General features: G+C 39.6%; 16 protein-coding genes and 2 pseudogenes. 8 read left to right on the top strand and 10 right to left on the bottom strand.

All coding sequences use genetic code 11. The features are described from left to right. Positions 1-119 precede the first annotated feature (119 nt). The 3 genes from ACEN4N_RS09440 to ACEN4N_RS09430 all read right to left on the bottom strand — a co-directional run bounded on the left by ACEN4N_RS09440 (position 120) and on the right by ACEN4N_RS09430 (position 4,112). Complete coding sequence (locus tag ACEN4N_RS09440; protein WP_407094128.1) at positions 120-1,067, bottom strand: sugar-binding transcriptional regulator; 948 nt, start codon at positions 1,065-1,067, stop codon at positions 120-122. A gap of 103 nt (positions 1,068-1,170) precedes the next feature. Next, a complete protein-coding gene (tkt, locus tag ACEN4N_RS09435) occupies positions 1,171-3,171 on the bottom strand; it encodes a transketolase (protein WP_407094127.1) in 2,001 nt (666 codons plus the stop codon). Positions 3,172-3,194: 23 nt separating this feature from the next. Then, positions 3,195-4,112 (bottom strand): ATP-dependent 6-phosphofructokinase, encoded by a 918-nt coding sequence (locus ACEN4N_RS09430; protein WP_407094126.1) that lies wholly within the window; start codon positions 4,110-4,112, stop codon positions 3,195-3,197. Between the two features lie 283 nt (positions 4,113-4,395). Here ACEN4N_RS09430 and ACEN4N_RS09425 point away from each other — a divergent pair, with 283 nt between their 5' ends. From ACEN4N_RS09425 to ACEN4N_RS09400, 6 genes and pseudogenes are all read left to right on the top strand, one after another. Then, entirely contained in the window at positions 4,396-4,704 is a 309-nt protein-coding gene (locus tag ACEN4N_RS09425) for an ABC transporter permease subunit (protein ID WP_338487402.1), read from the top strand. A 134-nt stretch (positions 4,705-4,838) separates the two neighbouring features. Then, positions 4,839-5,432 (top strand): annotated as a pseudogene (locus ACEN4N_RS09420) (amino acid ABC transporter permease); the annotation flags it as partial. 2 nt (positions 5,433-5,434) lie between these two features. Further along, complete coding sequence (locus ACEN4N_RS09415) at positions 5,435-5,578, top strand: hypothetical protein (protein ID WP_407090366.1); 144 nt, start codon at positions 5,435-5,437, stop codon at positions 5,576-5,578. A 21-nt stretch (positions 5,579-5,599) separates the two neighbouring features. Beyond that, entirely contained in the window at positions 5,600-5,767 is a 168-nt protein-coding gene (locus ACEN4N_RS09410; RefSeq protein WP_407090365.1) for a hypothetical protein, read from the top strand. A 30-nt stretch (positions 5,768-5,797) separates the two neighbouring features. Continuing rightward, positions 5,798-5,974 (top strand): hypothetical protein, encoded by a 177-nt coding sequence (locus ACEN4N_RS09405; protein WP_407094125.1) that lies wholly within the window; start codon positions 5,798-5,800, stop codon positions 5,972-5,974. After that, entirely contained in the window at positions 5,950-6,435 is a 486-nt protein-coding gene (locus ACEN4N_RS09400; protein ID WP_407094124.1) for a uroporphyrinogen decarboxylase family protein, read from the top strand. The genes ACEN4N_RS09405 and ACEN4N_RS09400 overlap by 25 nt, the downstream gene beginning before the upstream one ends. A gap of 112 nt (positions 6,436-6,547) precedes the next feature. Here ACEN4N_RS09400 and proS read toward each other — a convergent pair whose 3' ends face one another. From proS to ACEN4N_RS09385, 3 genes are all read right to left on the bottom strand, one after another. Next, positions 6,548-7,987 carry a proline--tRNA ligase gene (gene proS, locus ACEN4N_RS09395; protein WP_407094123.1) on the bottom strand — a complete coding sequence of 480 codons (1,440 nt, stop codon included), beginning with the start codon at positions 7,985-7,987 and terminating at the stop codon, positions 6,548-6,550. Between the two features lie 265 nt (positions 7,988-8,252). Next, positions 8,253-8,864: a signal peptidase I gene (gene lepB, locus ACEN4N_RS09390; protein WP_407090360.1), complete on the bottom strand. Its 612-nt coding sequence runs from the start codon at positions 8,862-8,864 to the stop codon at positions 8,253-8,255. A gap of 17 nt (positions 8,865-8,881) precedes the next feature. Next, positions 8,882-9,361, bottom strand: a complete 480-nt coding sequence (locus tag ACEN4N_RS09385) for an LURP-one-related/scramblase family protein (RefSeq protein ID WP_407094122.1) — start codon at positions 9,359-9,361, stop codon at positions 8,882-8,884. 112 nt (positions 9,362-9,473) lie between these two features. On the opposite strand from ACEN4N_RS09385, the gene ACEN4N_RS09380 reads away from it, so the two are divergent. Continuing rightward, a complete protein-coding gene (locus tag ACEN4N_RS09380; RefSeq protein WP_407094121.1) occupies positions 9,474-10,025 on the top strand; it encodes a DUF924 family protein in 552 nt (183 codons plus the stop codon). A 245-nt stretch (positions 10,026-10,270) separates the two neighbouring features. Here ACEN4N_RS09380 and ACEN4N_RS09375 read toward each other — a convergent pair whose 3' ends face one another. From ACEN4N_RS09375 to ACEN4N_RS09365, 3 genes are all read right to left on the bottom strand, one after another. Then, a complete protein-coding gene (locus ACEN4N_RS09375; protein WP_407094120.1) occupies positions 10,271-11,161 on the bottom strand; it encodes a nuclease-related domain-containing protein in 891 nt (296 codons plus the stop codon). Positions 11,162-11,252: 91 nt separating this feature from the next. Then, a complete protein-coding gene (locus ACEN4N_RS09370; protein WP_407094119.1) occupies positions 11,253-13,304 on the bottom strand; it encodes a copper-translocating P-type ATPase in 2,052 nt (683 codons plus the stop codon). Beyond that, the gene (locus tag ACEN4N_RS09365) at positions 13,297-13,761 is read right to left on the bottom strand and encodes a CopY/TcrY family copper transport repressor (RefSeq protein WP_407094118.1); all 465 of its coding nucleotides are present in this window, start codon (positions 13,759-13,761) and stop codon (positions 13,297-13,299) included. The genes ACEN4N_RS09370 and ACEN4N_RS09365 overlap by 8 nt, the downstream gene beginning before the upstream one ends. Before the next feature lie 177 nt (positions 13,762-13,938). Here ACEN4N_RS09365 and ACEN4N_RS09360 point away from each other — a divergent pair, with 177 nt between their 5' ends. Beyond that, positions 13,939-14,676: a CPBP family intramembrane glutamic endopeptidase gene (locus tag ACEN4N_RS09360; RefSeq protein ID WP_407094117.1), complete on the top strand. Its 738-nt coding sequence runs from the start codon at positions 13,939-13,941 to the stop codon at positions 14,674-14,676. Between the two features lie 43 nt (positions 14,677-14,719). Here the strand turns inward: ACEN4N_RS09360 and ACEN4N_RS09355 are convergent. Beyond that, a pseudogene (locus ACEN4N_RS09355) lies at positions 14,720-17,484 on the bottom strand (cation-translocating P-type ATPase). Positions 17,485-17,668: the final 184 nt, after the last annotated feature.

Raw genomic sequence — 17,668 nt, 5'->3', positions numbered from 1 at the left:
AATGAATAATCGTCCTAGGAAATGCTTAGATTACCAAACACCTTTGGAAGTATTTTTACACGAACTCTTATTAATTGAGTAAATAAAAAATTGTCGCAATAATTATTGCAATTCAACATTTAAATATCGTCGCTAAGCAAACCTTCTGCAATCGTATCCGTTGTCACAATAATATTTAATAATTCATTTTCAAGTGCAGCACGAATCGCTTCGACTTTTTGATCCCCATATACAACTGTCATAATCGCTGGTATCTTTCTCAATTCTTCAAGATTTAGACCAATAACATTTTTATTTATTTCACTATCTACTTCTTTTCCTTCTTGATTGAAAAATCGTGAATTAATTACGCCTACAGCATTATGCCCCTTTAATTCGGTCGCATCTTCTTCTCTTAAGAAGCCTATTTTTCGCATGTTACTTTCTTGATCCAAACTTGAAATCCCAATTAAAGCCAAATCGACTGTTTTTCCTTCTTCCAAGATACTCTGAATTGCATTGTTACTACTGAGCTCTTCTCGTATTAACTCATTTGATACTAATGCAGGAGAATAAAGATATTTCGCCTTACCTCTCATCTTCCTCGCTAAGTCGTAACTCAATTGATTGGATTGTATCTCAAAATAATCATCACTTAACCCACCGATCAAAGGCAGAACTGTGGCACCTTGATGATTCGTATAAGGAAAATGATCCACTAAACCTCTTAAGGAATTCCCCCAAGAAATACCGATTGTCTGGTATGAAGGAAGTATTTTCTTCAAGTATAAAGCAGCTTGTTGGCTTGCCATTTTTTTCACTTCAGCTTTATTAATATCTAGTGTATCAATGATAATGGCATTTTTTAGCTTGAATTTTTTCTCTATTTGCCTTTCTAACCTAGCCGTATAGACACTACTGCTATTAATCACAATTTCAACGATTCCATCTCTTTTTGCTTCAACAATCATTTTAGATATGAATGATCTCGATACGCCTTTTTTGCGGGCGATTTCTGATTGAGTCATTCCTTCTTCATAGTACATCGTCGCAATTTTTACAATTTCATTTTCACCAATTTTCTCCATATTTTCCCCTCACATAATAAAATCCATCAAAGTAGGTAGCTTTAATACTATCTACTTTGATGGATGAATATTAATTAGCTGATTTTCTAACTAATTTTATTAATTATTTAAACGCTTCAGTATACTTAGCTGCCACATTATCCGCAGTAAAGCCGAAGTATTCAATCACTTCTTCACCTTTACCTGATGCTCCAAAGCGGTCAATTCCTAATGTTACACCATCTAGACCTACATAACGTTCCCAACCGAATGTTGCTCCCATTTCGATTGACATACGGTTACGTACGGCATTAGGTAGGACACTTTCTTTATATTCAGCTGATTGCTCTTCGAACAAGTTTTGTGCCGGTAATGACACGACTGATACGTCAATACCTTGTTCTTTTAATTTTGCTTGTGCTTCTACAGCTAAGCTTACTTCAGAACCAGTAGCAATTAAGATACCTTCAGGAGTTTCACCTTCACTTGGCGAGATAACATATCCACCTTTACGAACGCCTTCTTCAGCTAATTCGTTAGATCCTTCTAGTACTGGTAAGTTTTGACGTGATAGAACTAACATTGTTGGACGGTCTTCTGATTCAATTGCTACTTTCCATGCAGCATATGTCTCATTCACATCGGCTGGTCGAATTAAGTTTAGGTTAGGCATTGCACGGAATGCTGCTAAGTGTTCGACTGGCTCATGAGTTGGGCCATCTTCCCCTACTGCTACAGAGTCGTGTGTCATGACATAAGTTACTGGTAAGTTAGATAGTGCTGATAGTCGTACTGCTGCCTTTAAGTAGTCTGTAAACACAAAGAATGTTCCAGCGTATACTTTAGTTCCGCCGTGTAAAGCAATCCCGTTCATCATGGCTGCCATCGCGAATTCACGCACACCGAACCAAATGTTTCTTCCTGCACGGTTTTCTGGCATGAAATCCGTGTCTGAATCGATCATTGTTTTGTTAGATCCTGATAAGTCAGCTGATCCACCCCATAGGAAAGGTACTTTTTCAGCAAGACCTTGAATTGCAGCACCACTTGAAGCACGACTGGCTTCGGCTTTAGCATCTGCACCTTTATATTCTAAGTTAGCTGCATAGTCTTCTGCAAGATGTCCGTTGAATCCTTGTTCAAAGGCTTTAGCTTTCTCTGGATTAGCTTCTTTATAGGCATTGAATACTTCTAACCATGCATTATAAGCTTCTTTACCACGATTTTTTACTTTTTCATCGAATAATTCTTGTGCTTCTGTTGGCACATCAAACGCTTCATGAGTCCATCCATAAACTTCACGTGTTGCTGTCCAGTTGTCAGCACCTAATGGGTTACCATGCGTATTTGCTGTTCCTTGTTGAGGAGAACCGTAACCAATCACTGTTTTAATCTCGATTAAAGTTGGTTTTCCTTTGTTTTCTTTTGCTTTTTGAATCGCGTTTGAGATATCGTCTAAGTTAGTTCCATCTTCAACACGTAAGTAGTTCCAGTTCGCTGATTCAAAACGTCCTTTAATATCTTCGTTGAAGGCTTTGTCTAAGTCACCATCTAATGAGATATCGTTTGAATCGTATAATACGATTAATTTATCTAATTGTTGACGACCTGCATATGAAATCGCTTCGTAACTAATTCCTTCCATTAAGTCCCCGTCACCAACTAATGTATAAGTGTAGTGATCAATAACTTGATGCTCATCTGTATTGTAGACAGCTGCGGTATGTTGCTCGGCCATTGCCATCCCTACAGCTTGTGCAATTCCTTGTCCTAAAGGACCGGTTGTTGCTTCAACGCCATCTGTATGACGGTATTCAGGATGCCCTGGTGTACGGCTTCCTAATTGACGGAAGTCTTTTAAGTCGTCAATCGTTACATCAAAACCACTCATATGTAATAAACTGTAAAGTAAAGCTGAACCATGACCTGCAGATAACACGAAACGGTCTCGGTTTGGCCAATCAGATAACTCTGGGTTCACATTTAAATGACCTGCCCATAAAGCATAGGCCATTGGAGCCGCACCCATTGGTAAACCAGGGTGACCAGAATTTGCCTTCTCAACTTGTTCCACACTTAAAGCACGTAATGTATTGACCGCTACTAAATCTTTTTCGTTAAACATTATATTCCTCCAAAGAATTATTTTTATTTTTCTATTAATGCGAATGTTTCTTCAAAACTTACATCTGTTACTTTATTATCTATAACCGCTGTGCAACGCTCCGTCTTTCCTTCTCTTAACAAAGCAACAGCGTGTTCTCCAAAATCTAAACCTAAAATCCGATCTTCGGCAGCTGGATTTCCACCTCGTTGGATATGACCAAGTAATAATGGATGAATTGGATATCTTGTCTCACGTTCGACAACTTCTTTAAACTCTTGAGCTGTCATGACACCTTCTGCAAGGATGAATAACTGATATCGCTTATTCATAGCTTGGGATTTTTCGATGGTTTCTTTTACTAGATTCACATCAAAATCTCCTGGTTCAGCAATTATACCATCTGCGTCTAGCGCACGGCCGGTCCATCTTGCAATATCTCCCGCTCTACGGCCCATCACCTCAATACAATAAAGATGTTTATGGCTTGACGCAGATTGCATGATAATATCAACCGTTTCAACAACATTTCGAATGGCAGTTTTAAAGCCTAAAGTTAATTCTGTAAGTGGAATATCATTATCAATCGTTCCAGGAATCCCAATGGTTTGTATACCTAGTTTCGATAAACTATAAGCACCATGATATGACCCATCTCCACCAATGACAACTAGTCCATCTACATTATCTTGCTTTAATTGCTTAGCAACTCCAGCTTGAACCTCGGCTTTTTTGAATTCTTCCGACCTTGACGTACCTAAGAAAGTTCCGCCCACATGATGATGTGGTTTTACAACTTCAGGTGTCAATTCAATATAATCATTCGCGATTAAACCAGTATATCCCTCTAGATAACCACGAACTTCGATGTTATGTTTGCGCGCTTCATCAACGATCCCGTTAATGGCCGCATTCATTCCTGGAGCATCGCCCCCGCTAGTTAGTACACCAATACGCTTCATCTGATTCTCCTAAATTCTTTAAACCATATAGTAAAACAAAACATAAGATTCTGACCAATCAAAGGTTTCATTAGAAACAATAATATCACAGATTCAACACTATTGTACAACGCTTTCACATAAAAGTAAAGCATTTGCTACCAGGTGTGTCGGATGCTAAAACTTAGACCATTCGCCTCTACCTAATACCAGTATTTAGGTCTATTCAGTATACAATTCCCTTCAAATAACATATAACTGAATATTGATATTCTTGGGTTATGCCCGAGTTAGGAGGTAGGCAATGTTAGTAGTTGAAGGTATGACAAGTTGGCAAAAACATCGTCGCATTATTTTCCCACAAGTATTACCGATTGCGTTACCCAGTTTAGGAAATGCGTTAATTGATTTGTTAAAAGATACGTCGTTACTGTTCTTAATCGGTTTAGTCGATATAATGGGACAAGCAGATATTATAATCGCGAACACCTACGGTGTTTATCAACTTGAAGTATATATTGCGATAGCGTTAATTTATTGGGCGCTGTCTTCACTTCTCGTATTCGGATTGAATTTCCTCGAGAAGGGTTATAGTCGCTACTATCAAAGATAAGGAGGTCGAGCACATTGGATTTTGATACACAAGTTATGATTGATACTATTTGGGTTGTCATGCGGGCTGTACCACGGACTTTTGGAATTGCTGCTGTGGTGTTAGTCTTTGGGATTTAATTAGGGGCTGTCTTCGCTCAATTAAAGATGAAGCCTGTACCGGTTATTACACCACTCGTTCGTCTATTTGTCTCTTATATGCGCGGGGTGCCGTTAATCGTTCATTTATTCGTGATGATGTACAGTTTACCTCAAGCGAGTAGTTCCTTACTGGCAATCTTTGGGGTCACAGTGCAACCACATGATTTTCCGAGTTTAATTATTGTTATTACGATCTTCTCATTACTTGAAGCTGCGATTGAATCGGAGAATATCCGAGGGGCAGTTCAGTCCATTGATCCCCGTCAAATTGAGGCTGGTCAATCGATCGGGATGACACGTCGTCAGGACTTACATCGCATTATTATTCCACAAGTATTAAGTGTGGCGATTCCTTTGTTTCTCAATGCCTTTTTGAAAAATATTAAAGGTCTGTCACTTGCCTTTACCGTTGGTATAGTAGATATTTTGGCTCAAGCCCGTTACGCTGCGGCATTAAGTTATCGTTATTTAGAATCTTATATTGCGGCAGCTTTAGTTTACTGGTTAATCTGTGGCGTTTTACAAATGATATTTAACCGTGTTGAATTGAAATTACAATTTGGTGAAACACGTAGACAAGGAGTGTAATAGTGAATAAATTTGACCGTATAAAGTTAGCGATTAGTGGTGAAAAGCAGGGTTCAATCCCCTTTTCCTTCTGGACACATATACCAGAGATTGATCGCTCACCCAAAGAAGTCGCCCAAGCGACGTATGATCTATTTAAACAGTAAGATTTAGATTTTATTAAAACGATGAATAATGGTATGTACGCCGTAGAAGATTATAATACGGAGATCGATTTTTCTGAAGTGGCTAAAGGTGGGGTGGCTAAAGTGATTAAAACACCGATTAATGCCTATGAAGACTGGTCAAACTTACCATTGTTAGAGTTTGAAACCGCGTCAGTCCTACAAAGATAACTTGACCACCTTGAACACTTACTGAATTTAGTGGACGGTGAAGCACCGGTGATTATGACGGTTTTTAGTCCCTTAACAACAGCAGCTAAATTAGCTAAAGGGCAACTGATTAACCACCTTAAACAGGATGAACATGGTTACATTCACCAAGCACTCGATAAAATTTCTGAATCAACAGCTCGTTGGCACATAAAGCCATTGAGTTAGGTGCAGCCGGTGTTTACTTCGCATCACAAATGAGTTCTTATGACAAAGCGAGTGAAGAAATATACGCTGAATATGGTGCGCCTTATGACTTACAAGTGTTGAAAGGAGCTCGTGATGGTTGGTTTAACGCAATTCATGCACATGGTGATGATATTATGTTCGACCTGGTTAAAGATTATCCCGTTCAAGTGTTTAACTGGCATGTGTGGGAAAGTTTACCGGAGTTAAAAGAAGGTATTGATTATACTAACAAATGTGTCATGGGCGGCATTGCACGTATGGATATTACACACAATAATCGCAACCCTCTTCGTCATCAAATTTACCGTTCAATTACAGAGTCTGGTGGAAAGCACTTAATTCTTACACCTGGGTGTGGGATTAGACATCCTTTTGAAGAAGATACAATTCGTTATTTACAGAAAGTAAAAATCGAAACTGAAGCGTTATTAAATAAGTAAGTCAATAATTAAGCCGTCCTTTCGAGGACGGTTTTTCTTGTTTAAGAGGTCACGAGATCTCAACAAAAAACCGAGGCTGTTTTTACACAGTCTCGGTTTAATCTTCTTTAAATTAGTATGCTCTGGCTAACCAAACAGTTTCTGTTGCTGGGTTACCTGTCACAATACATACGTCTTTCTTATCTACTGTACCATCAACTGGAATGTTACGTGTTGTGAAACCAGTGCGTTCTTTAATCTTCGCTTCTGATTCTTCCGTTCCGTCCCATCCTGCTAAGATCCAACCTGGGTTTTCGTTTGCAGCTTTTTTCGCTTCAATATGGTTTTCAAGTTCTTCTAATGTATTGATGTCCGTATAGATGTGTTGTGAATTGCGTTCGCGTGCTGATTCTAATAGGCGATTTTGCATTTCGTCTAAGGCATTTTCGATGTATTCAGCAAAGTTTGTGAATTCAACATCTATTTTTTCATCTAAGTCACGCGCTTTAACGATGACTTTATTGTTTTCTAAGTCACGTGGTCCAATTTCTACACGAAGTGGCGCACCGCGTAATTCCCATTCATTGAATTTGTAACCTGGACGGTTATCGCTTCCGTCGATAACTGTACGAATTTGCTTGCTTGCTAATTCTTCATTCAATTCATAGATTTTGTCCATGATCGCTGGGTTCTTTTGCCATGGTCCAACAGGAATGAATACGACTTGTTGCGGTGCAACTTTTGGTGGCATAATTAGTCCTTGGTCGTCACCGTGAGACATGATCATTGCTCCGATTAAACGTGTTGATACACCCCATGATGTCGTGAATGCGTGAACGTGTTCGTTGTCGCTGTTTAAGTATTTGATATCAAAAGCTTCAGCGAATTTCGTTCCCATGTAGTGACTTGTTCCTGCTTGAACAGCTTTTGTATCTTGCATCATTGCTTCAACAGAGTAAGTTCGTTCTGCACCAGCAAAGCGTTCTGAAGGTGTTTTTTCACCTTTAAATACTGGAATAGCTAATACGCCTTCAATCACTTCTGCATAAATATCTAACATACGTTGTGTACGTCTTTTAGCTTCTTCGGCATTCGCGTGAGCCGTATGCCCTTCTTGCCATAAGAATTCTGACGTACGAAGGAATGGCATTGTACGTTTTTCCCAGCGGAATACGTTTGCCCATTGGTTCATTTCCATTGGTAAATCACGGTATGAGTTAATCCATTTAGAATACGCATCACCAAACATCGTTTCTGATGTTGGACGTAGCGCTAAGCGCTCTTCTAATGGCTCACCCGCAGCTTCAGTAACCCACGGTAACTCTGGTGAGAATCCTTCAATATGATCTTTTTCCTTATTGAAGAAGCTCTCGGGAATTAACATTGGGAAGTATGCATTTCGGATACCTTCTTGTTTGAATCGGTAGTTTAAAGCTTCTTGGATATGCTCCCAAATTTCGAAACCGTTGGGTTTGAAAATCATACAACCACGTACGGGTGAATAGTCCATTAAGTCAGCTTTTTGAATTGTTTGGATATACCATTTTGAAAAATCTTCTTTTCTCGTTACCATAGTAACCTCCTGTTATAATTTTGTACAAAAAAACTGTTCCCGTCCAAATAAGGACGAAGAACAGTTGATCTCCGCGGTACCACCTCAGTTGTCGGCATGTTGCCAACCTACTTAGAGCCGATAAGGAGGCGAGCCCATAAACTGTTTAGTAGGTTCAACGAATGAGTGGGCACGTCACTTTCAGCCTAGGTGACTTTCTCTTATTACCGTCAATTCGTTTACTAATCTAACAATGCTTATATTATAGCTATTTGTTGTATAAAGTTCAATCTCTTTGGACAATTGTGTCTTGATTTTCATTCATTTCATATTGATCAAGCGCTCGCATACTAGAAAGTGGCCAATAAATATAATCTGCCTCTCCGATAATATCTTCGGCATCGATGAAGCCAAATGCCCGTCCGTCAAGTGAATTGCGACGGTTGTCTCCCATTACAAAGACTTGCCCTTCCGGTACGGTCGCTGATCCAGTAATTTCTTCTAATTGGAAATCACTCGTAAAGTTTCCTAAGACATCTGCGCGCATGTCGTCTAAATATGGTTCATTCATTTGCACACCGTTCAATATTAATTGGTCATCCTGATAAGCAACTGTATCCCCAGGTATACCAATCACGCGTTTAATATATAAACTTTGCGGTTCGTCTGAAGTAATCGGTCCCCCAGGTGCTGGGAATACGACCACATCAAAGCGCTCAATATCGTTTAATTTCATCATAAACATTTTCTCGCCGTCATGTAATGTGTATTCCATAGATCTTCCGTCCACGATGAACGGTTCCATAACATACGCATAAAATACTTTAATTCCTAGAAATATCACTGCAACCCAGATAAGCGTACTGATTATTTCTCTGATAATACCTTTAAAAGTCATCTTTTACCTCAATCTACTTAATCTTTACTATCCATTACAGTGTCGATAGCTAACACAACCGCAATCACCATAACTGGGTCAACTTCTTCAGCATCGATATTAAATTCAAATGTATCGCTCATAGCAAAGTATTTTTTCTTTATTTGAGCAATTAAATCTCCTTCTCGATCATAAATAATATAATCGTGCGCAAAGTAATCGCCTTTTATCGTCCAGCCAATTTGTTCAATATCAAATTTTGGTTTGAAGAACGTGATGCGTTTGCGAATACTTGCGACTTCTTGACCTCGGACAAAGACGTCCACTTGTGGCATGAGTGATAATACTTTCTGTTTAACTAAAGCGACCTCTTCATTGGTCTCCATGTTAATGATGTGCAGTTTTCTACCAAGTGAAAAAAATTCTCCATCCACTTTATAAACCGGCTTCTGATTGCTATCGACAATATTAAAATCCTGTTTAAATGATAACATTTTTTGTTTCATGTATAATTGCATTGATATCACCCCTTGAGCCTTATTATAATCTTATTATATTTAATGTTCAATTGTATTTAAGAAAATGTTTTTACTATAAAATGTATACTAATAAAAGCGGAGGGAATTATTTGTGAAACTAGCTCGTTATCAAGATGTATTAGACTTTTGGTTTGCCCCTGAAAATGCGGACTTGTTATTTGAGAAAAATGATGATTTCGATTCCGAAATTAGACAGCGTTTTGGAAAAACTTGGGAAGCCGCATGTGCTGGCTTATTATGGGAGTGGCGTGGGGATCCTTACGGCCGCCTCGCAGAAATCATTGTTCTCGACCAATTCTCGCGGAACTTATGCCGAGGCGACGAGAAGAGTTTCACCCAAGATACGATGGCACTCGTCTTAGCTCAGGAATTATATCAACTACCTGAGTTTGATGAAGAATTCTCTGTTCAGGAAAAATGCTTCGCAATGATGCCTTTTATGCATTCTGAATCTACTGAAATTCACGAGACAGCTTTACGCATCTTTACTGAAATTGGTGACGAGAATGCACTACACTGTGAAAACTTACATAAAGATATCATTGACCGTTTCGGTCGCTACCCTCATCGGAATGATGTTCTAGGCCGTGAGACAACTCCGCAAGAAGCAGCGTTTCTGACTGAGCCTAATAGCAGTTTCTAATATAAAAAGTCCGCAGCGAATGTGCTGCGGACTTTTTTCTGGTTTGAATTGGGTTTTGGGTGTATTCGCCAGCTCAGGGATTTGAGCTGGCGTAGTTGCACTTGATTCGCTAGCTCGGAGATTTGAACTGGCGAAGTTACGTTTGATTCGCTAGCTCACGATTCTGAGCTGGCGCAGTTGAACATGATTCGCTAGCTCACTGATCTGAGTTGGCGAATCAACTCACTTCCCCTAACATTTCCCCTTTAAATCTCTATTTCATAGTAAGTTTTATTTGTTTTCCCCACTTTCTTAAAGTTTTTCCCAAGTATGTCTCGGATTAAGGATCTTGACGCTGCGCTTGCGCCCATAAACTGGTACACATTTTCTGTTGTGACTATTTCACTGTTGTCAAAGAATAAATAGCGCAATTGCCGTGCGGATCTGAGTATTGTTTCTGATTTTGCTTCTTTAAAATGACAGTGCCGGCATGTCACTTTTCTTAAAGTGATTTCTACATCAAATCGGTGACACGCTGGACAAGTAACGCCTTTATGGATAGTCGCAAAGTCTTCTATCGGCAAGCCTGTAGGCTGGAACGGATTTTCAATCGAATAGCGGTTCAAGACTTTTTGTATTCTATTCAAATATGCTGGTAACAGAGGTTTGGCCAGAAATTCGGTCTGCTTTTTCAAGAAGTTTCTAAATTGGTTGCGCTGTATAATTTCATAGTCAAATTCATAATCGAGTTTAACTCGGCAATGTTCATTGATGAAAATCATCGCACCGGTTACTTTAATATTTTCGGAGACTTCATTGGCAATTCGTGTTAGGCGCCGTACTTTGGTCGCCATGGCATTCATAAAATTATTTTCCATTAAATGCGCGTTAATGTAGCATTCGTGATTTCTATATTCAAATTCGCCATAAAAATTCTTCACTTCAATAACTAACCAGTGATTTTCTTTGATTAATAGAAAATCGGCTTGCATCGTGCTTTTGTAGTTAAACCAGTAGTCTGAAAGGACATGCCAACTATCGTCGGCGTATTTTTCTAACCATTGAGCAACTTCTGATTCCCCGATATAGCCTTGTTTTAAAGACCAAAATCGACGTTTCTGTTCTTCAGCTAAATATATTTGGCGTATAACCGACATTTCGAGTTGAATGAGTTCGATATTTTTCTGAATTTTATCACCCCTATATATATACGTAAAAAAGGGCGATTTTCATTTTTTATTTTAAAAATTAATCATCTAAATTTAAAGTGAGTGCGTTCATTGCGACAATAATTGTTGAAAGTGTCATTAAAATTGCACCGAGCGCGGGCGAAATAGTGATTCCGATAGATGCCAAAAGACCCGCAGCCAATGGGATTGCAATGAAATTGTAGCCTGCTCCCCAAAGTAAGTTTTGGTTCATCTTGCTGTTTGTCTTGAAAGACAGTTCGATAAAGGATTCAATGTCGCCGGGTTCAGATTGGGTTAAGACAACGTCTGCGGAATCAATTGCCACTTGCGTTCCGGCTCCAATGGCGACTCCGACATCAGCCAATGCGAGTGACGGCGCATCATTCACACCATCTCCAACCATAATAACCGTCTTACCTTCAGACTGTAGACTTTTAATTAAATCATATTTGTCTTGTGGTGACTGGTTTGCACGGTAATCAATACCTAAAGTTTCTGCGACACCTTTGGCGGCATTTTCATTATCACCTGTTGCCATAATTGGCGTAATGCCTTTGTCTTTGAGAATTGTCATCAGTTCTTTACTCGTTTCTTTAAGCTCGTCACCTAGAGACACTGCGCCCAATGCTTCGCCATCTTTAGTTAAAATACTAATCGTTGCACCAGGTAAAATTTCAATATCAATCGACTTTCCATACACTTTTTGACTCACTAATTTATACTCTGTATCTTGATAAGTTCCCACAACTCCTTCACCAGAAACGACTTCTGTTGATGTGAAGTCAACGGGGTTTACATTTTCCTCAGAGGCATGTTCGATAATTGATTGAGCGATGGGGTGACTTGACCCGCCTTCAATTCCAGCCATGATAGCTAATAGCTCGTCTTCGTTATAGTCACTTGATAATGAATCAATCGCTAATACTTTAAATTCACCAGTAGTCAGCGTTCCTGTTTTATCGAGGATCATCGTGTCTGATTTTGTTGTTAATTCATAAACTTCACGGTCTTTCACAAGTAGTCCGCGATTAGCACCTAAACTAGTACTTCGCGAAATCACAAGTGGAATCGCTAATCCTAAAGCATGCGGACAAGCAATAACAAGCGTGGTTACCGTATAAGAAATCGATGTTTGTAAATCAGCAATTACCCACCAAGCGACGAATGTCACTAATGCCACACCGAGCGCAATATAAAATAACCAACTCGCAACTTGATGTGCTCTGTTCTCTGCTCGAGACGGATTACCTTGAGCTTCTGTGACTAAACTTTGAACTTGAGAGAGGAATGATGAATTTCCAGTTTGACTGACTTTAATAAATAACGTCCCTTGTCCATTAGTTGATCCTCCGATAGCTGTGTCGCCTTCGGATTTCTCAATCGGTTTAGATTCACCCGTCAGTAGCGCTTCATTCACTCGAGACGTTCCGCGAATGATTTCTCCATCAGCTGGAATGTTTTCGCCTGCTTGAACTCGGACAGTGTCGCCAACTTTTAATTCTGTTACCGGACGCTGTTCAATCGAATCATCTTGTAAGACAACTTGTGCTTCTTTCGGAAGTAATTTTGCTAAAGAGGCTTGAGCATCTCCAGCATTACCTAAAGCAACCATCTCAATCCAATGTCCAAGCAACATAATAAGGATTAGCGATGCGAATTCGAAGTAAAAATCCATCAGGTACTCGCCCGTCACATAGCGCATAATTACCGCATAGACACTATATAAATACGACACACCAATCCCTAAAGACACAAGCGCCATCATCCCTGGTGATTTCTCTTTAAACTCACCAACCGCACCTTGAAAGAACGGCTTCCCTCCATAGAAAATAAGGAATGTAGACAGCACGGTAGCTAAAATATCCGAATATGGAAAAGTGTATTGAAATGGAAACGGTATGTCCAAGCCCATCAGTGGAGAAATCCACATAATGATTAACCCAATCGGTAAAGATCTTAAGAAAATTTGTTTAAAATTCCCATGGTGGTGATGATGTCCGTGGCCACCGTGATCCATGTGCTCATGATGGTCGTGATGGTCATGCCCCCCGTGGTCATGATGGTCGTGATGGTCGTGATGGTCGTGATGATGTTGTTTATCCTTACTCATTCAATTCCCCTCCTAAATTTACTTGACACTCACATTGGCCAGACACACAGTCGCATGCCACAACGTCCAATGCCGTTTTCTTTTTCTCTTTTAAAATGCTCATTAATTCTTCAATATCACTTTGACTTAAAGGCGCGTTGGTTAACATATCTCCGATTACTTCCCCGGCTTTCTTATTACAAATACGAGCTAACATATCTGAAATAGATTCATCTAAACTGGCTTCTTCTGTCAGTTTAGCTGAGTAAATGTATTTGCGTCCCTCTTGTTCGGTATCCAAAGCGCCTTTTTCTACTAAACGGCTGATTAAAGTTTTAATTGTACTAGCTTTCCAGTTCATTTTATCTTCTAAAACTTGGATAATTTCGCGACTTGTCGCCTTGCCTTGAGCCCAGATGACTCGCATAATTTCCCATTCTGCATCGGTAATTTTTAACGTTGGTATTGCTTCTGTCAATAAAATATCTCCTTTCAAACTAAGTTTATGATTACGACTACAATTGTAGTCATTGTTTAAAGTTTAGTTTACACATGTAACTCGTACAAGTCAACTTATATCCATTACATTTATATAAATTCCTCCGTTTATGATAAGATTAAAATATAACGGCGCTTTCATAAGGAGAGGTTGATAATGAAAAAAGCTTGGCTTGTCTCGTTCATCCGGTTGCCGCTTTTACTTTTGATCATGAGTCTAATGAGTTTGTTGTTAAACATTCCGTTCCCTTTTTCACCCGATATCGCAGTCATATATTTTATGATAGCCAATCTCCTTTCTCTCTATTTAATGACACGACTCCTACATTCAGAAGGTCGTTCGATTTGGGATGTGATTGATTTTCAAAGGGACCGTTTAGGTAAAGATCTCCTATGGGGGCTGCTTTGGATTTTCGTACTCTTTATCCCTTTTGCTGCTGCGGTAAATGGGGTCGCGTTTTTAATTTTTGGAACCGATTATCTTAACCAGTTCGAAGTCATCTTTACGGGTGATTTAGCTAACAATCCATTAACTACACCTGTTTGGCTAAGGTGGGTTGGCGCGATTGTCGCTTTATTCTTTCCATTTATTAATGCGCCGATTGAAGAAATCATGTACCGAGGTTATGCCCAGCCTAAGTTTGCTGAAGGTTTTGGTAAGCCGTGGGCAGGTATTGTCATTCCGTCGATTGGTTTCGGCTTGCAACATTGTATGTTAGCGGCGAGTTGGCAAGGGGCCTTAGTTTATATTGGCGCATTCTTCTTTTGGGGACTTGGTAGTGCTTTGATTTTCCACTGCCATCAAAGATTATTTCCCAACATTTTCGCGCATTTTGTTGTCAATTTAGCCTTTGCTGCGATGCCTCTTGTGCTTTTAATGTCGGATGTTTATTAAATGAAAAGAGAGCTCACGTCATTTTGTGAGCTCTCTTATTTTGTTATTCTTCTGCACCTATTTTATTGGTTAACATCTTCAACCAATGAACGATAAATGTAGCCACAGCCGCAAAGCCTAGAATAATTCCCCAAGTCATCAATGTCAGTGGTTCTGTCCCTAAGACATTATTCATAAATGGTAAGTAAACGGCAACCAATTGTAAAGCGACACCTAAAGCCATGGCACCCACTAAAAATTTATTATGGAATAGCGTGCGGTCCAAGCCAAAGGATTTGAATTTACGGACGTTAAAGATATGCATTAATTGAGCGATAGCCATATATGTAAAGGCAGCCGTTTGAGCATATTCTAAGGATACGTCTGTGAAATTATGGAATAGGAAAAATACTCCGAAAGCTCCTAGTCCAATAAATATCCCACTTATAATAATTCGACTTAAGAATTGACGGTTGACCAACCCTTTTTCAGGATCACGTGGCGGGTGATTCATCACATTGTCTTCGGCTTCTTCATAAGCTAAGGCAATGGCCGGTCCGATATCAATTAATAAGTTAAGGAATAAAATATGTAAGGGCTGAATCGGCATTGGTAATAGGAAGATAATTGTGAACAGAATTGATACAATTTCAACCATATTACATGCGAATAAAAATGAGACAAACTTTTTAATATTTTCGAAAATAATTCGACCTTCACGCACGGCATCGACAATGGTTGAGTAACGATCATCCGTTAAAATCATATCAGATGCTTCTTTTGCAACTTCCGTCCCGCGAATTCCCATCGCGACACCGATATCAGCACCGTTCAAGGCAGGCGCATCATTCACACCGTCTCCAGTCATCGCCACAACTTCACCTTCATCTTGTAAAGCTCTAACGATTTGTAATTTATTCTCAGGAGAGACGCGGGCAAAGACGGCCGTTTCTCTAATTCGGTTAATGAAGTCCGATGAATCGTGTACTTGATCAATTTCTTTACCAGTCATGGTGTTTTCCCAATTGTTAATCCCGATTTCTTTTGCAATCACTGACGCTGTTCGAGGGTGGTCACCGGTAATCATTTTCACAGTAATACCAGCCTCTTGCGTTTGTTTGATTGATTCGGCAACATCTTCTCTTGGTGGATCCATAATTCCGAACAAGCCATCAATCGTTAATATCTTACGATTATTATCAAACCAACCTTCGATGTCTTCTGTAATCTCATTGGCTTCATTCTCGTCTTCAACCGTATAGCTGGCTAGGCCGATGACACGGTTCCCTTCTTCAGTTAAAAGCTCGTTCCTCTCTGACCAAAATTCACTTTCTTCATCATCAATGTCTGTATATTCAGCTACTACATCTAAAGCACCCTTCATAATAAAACGGTAGATATTATCGGGCAGTTTATGGAAAGTAGCCATATATTTCTTCTCAGAATCAAAAGGAATTTCAGCTAGTTGCTCAAATTCAGTCTCTTTTAAAAATTCTGGTGACATAGCAATTTTGTGTCCTAAGACAGTTAAAGCCCCATCCGTTGGGTCTCCTTCAATAGTATACTCGCCGTCATTTTCCACTTCTTCATTTTCATCCGCCTCGTCTTGCTTAACTAATTTTGCATCACTGGATAAAAAACCATTAGTAATCAGCTTCAGTAAATCTTGATCGTTGTCATTTAAAGCGTCTGTGTCATGAATATTCTTAGCTTCTACGTCAACAACTTCACCGTTGTATTTCACAGTACCTTTAGGTTCATAACCGTTCCCAGTAACCTCATATTTTTCATCATTTTTAATAATTAGATGTTCAACCATCATTTGGTTTTCCGTCAGGGTCCGGTCTTGTCACTCGCAATAATCGACGTTGACCCTAGCGTTTCAACCGCGGATAGGTTTTTGACGAGCGCTTCATGTTCAGCCATCGTCGACATCCCGTTCGATAAGGTAATCGTTTCAACCGCTGGCATAGCTTCTGGAATCGCCGCTACTGCTAGAATAACTGCCACATGTAGCATTTCTGCCGTATCTTGACCGTTAAGAATACCAATTAATAAAACTAATCCTGCTGCAACAAAGGCAACAATAATTAAAGCTTTACCTAATTTGTCTATTTCTTTATCTAGTGGACTTTCTCGGTCTTGATCTTCATCTAACATCTCTGAAATCTGACCTACTTCAGTATTCATACCGATACCCGTCACAACGGCTTCGGCTTTACCGCGGGTTACTGCTGTACCGGAAAAGACCATATTTAATTGGTCACCGAGTGCTTCATCTTCTTCAAATGTTGCGTCAGCATCTTTATCGACCGCTTCAGACTCTCCGGTTAAGGCCGCTTCCATGACCGCAAAGTTATTGGCACTAATTAACCGCCCATCAGCCGCAATCGCATCCCCTTCCCCTAAGATTAGAATATCTCCGGGTACAAGTTCGGTCGAATCAATTTCAATCTCTTCGCCGTTACGGCGTACTTTTGCTTTTGTATCCACCATTGATTGGAGGGCTTCAACCGATTTTTGCGCTCCGACCTCAACAAAATACCCTGTAAAGACAGATATAAAAACAGCTAATAAAATTGCTAGCGCTTCAACCCAATCGCCCATTATGACTGAGATAACAGCCGCAACACCTAGTAAGTAAACGATAATATTATTCAGATTCTCTAGAAAAATCTCCCATTTAGACTTTGTTTCTGATTCTTCTAATTTATTCTCACCGTGTTCTTCCCGATTTTCTTCGACTTGAGACTCATTCAAACCCTCTTCAACAGAAGTGTCGAATTCCTCAAGCACTTCCTCTAGTTTCCTCTTATATATTTCACTCATAGTAAACTCCTCTTGTTTATAAGATTTTTAAAATAGCATCCTTACTTTTTCATATTCCGCCGATTGTAAAATTAAGCTAGACAACTAAAACAGCCATTTGTGGTACACTCAACTTGTAATTCCGACCAAAGAATACAAAGGAGTGACCACAAATGACCTACACCCATCTTACCACGGATGAACT

The organism is Ruoffia sp. FAM 20857 (genome assembly GCF_045528645.1).
Taxonomy (GTDB): Bacteria; Bacillota; Bacilli; order Lactobacillales; family Aerococcaceae; genus Ruoffia; species Ruoffia halotolerans.
This window is presented reverse-complemented; position numbering and strand designations above follow the sequence as displayed.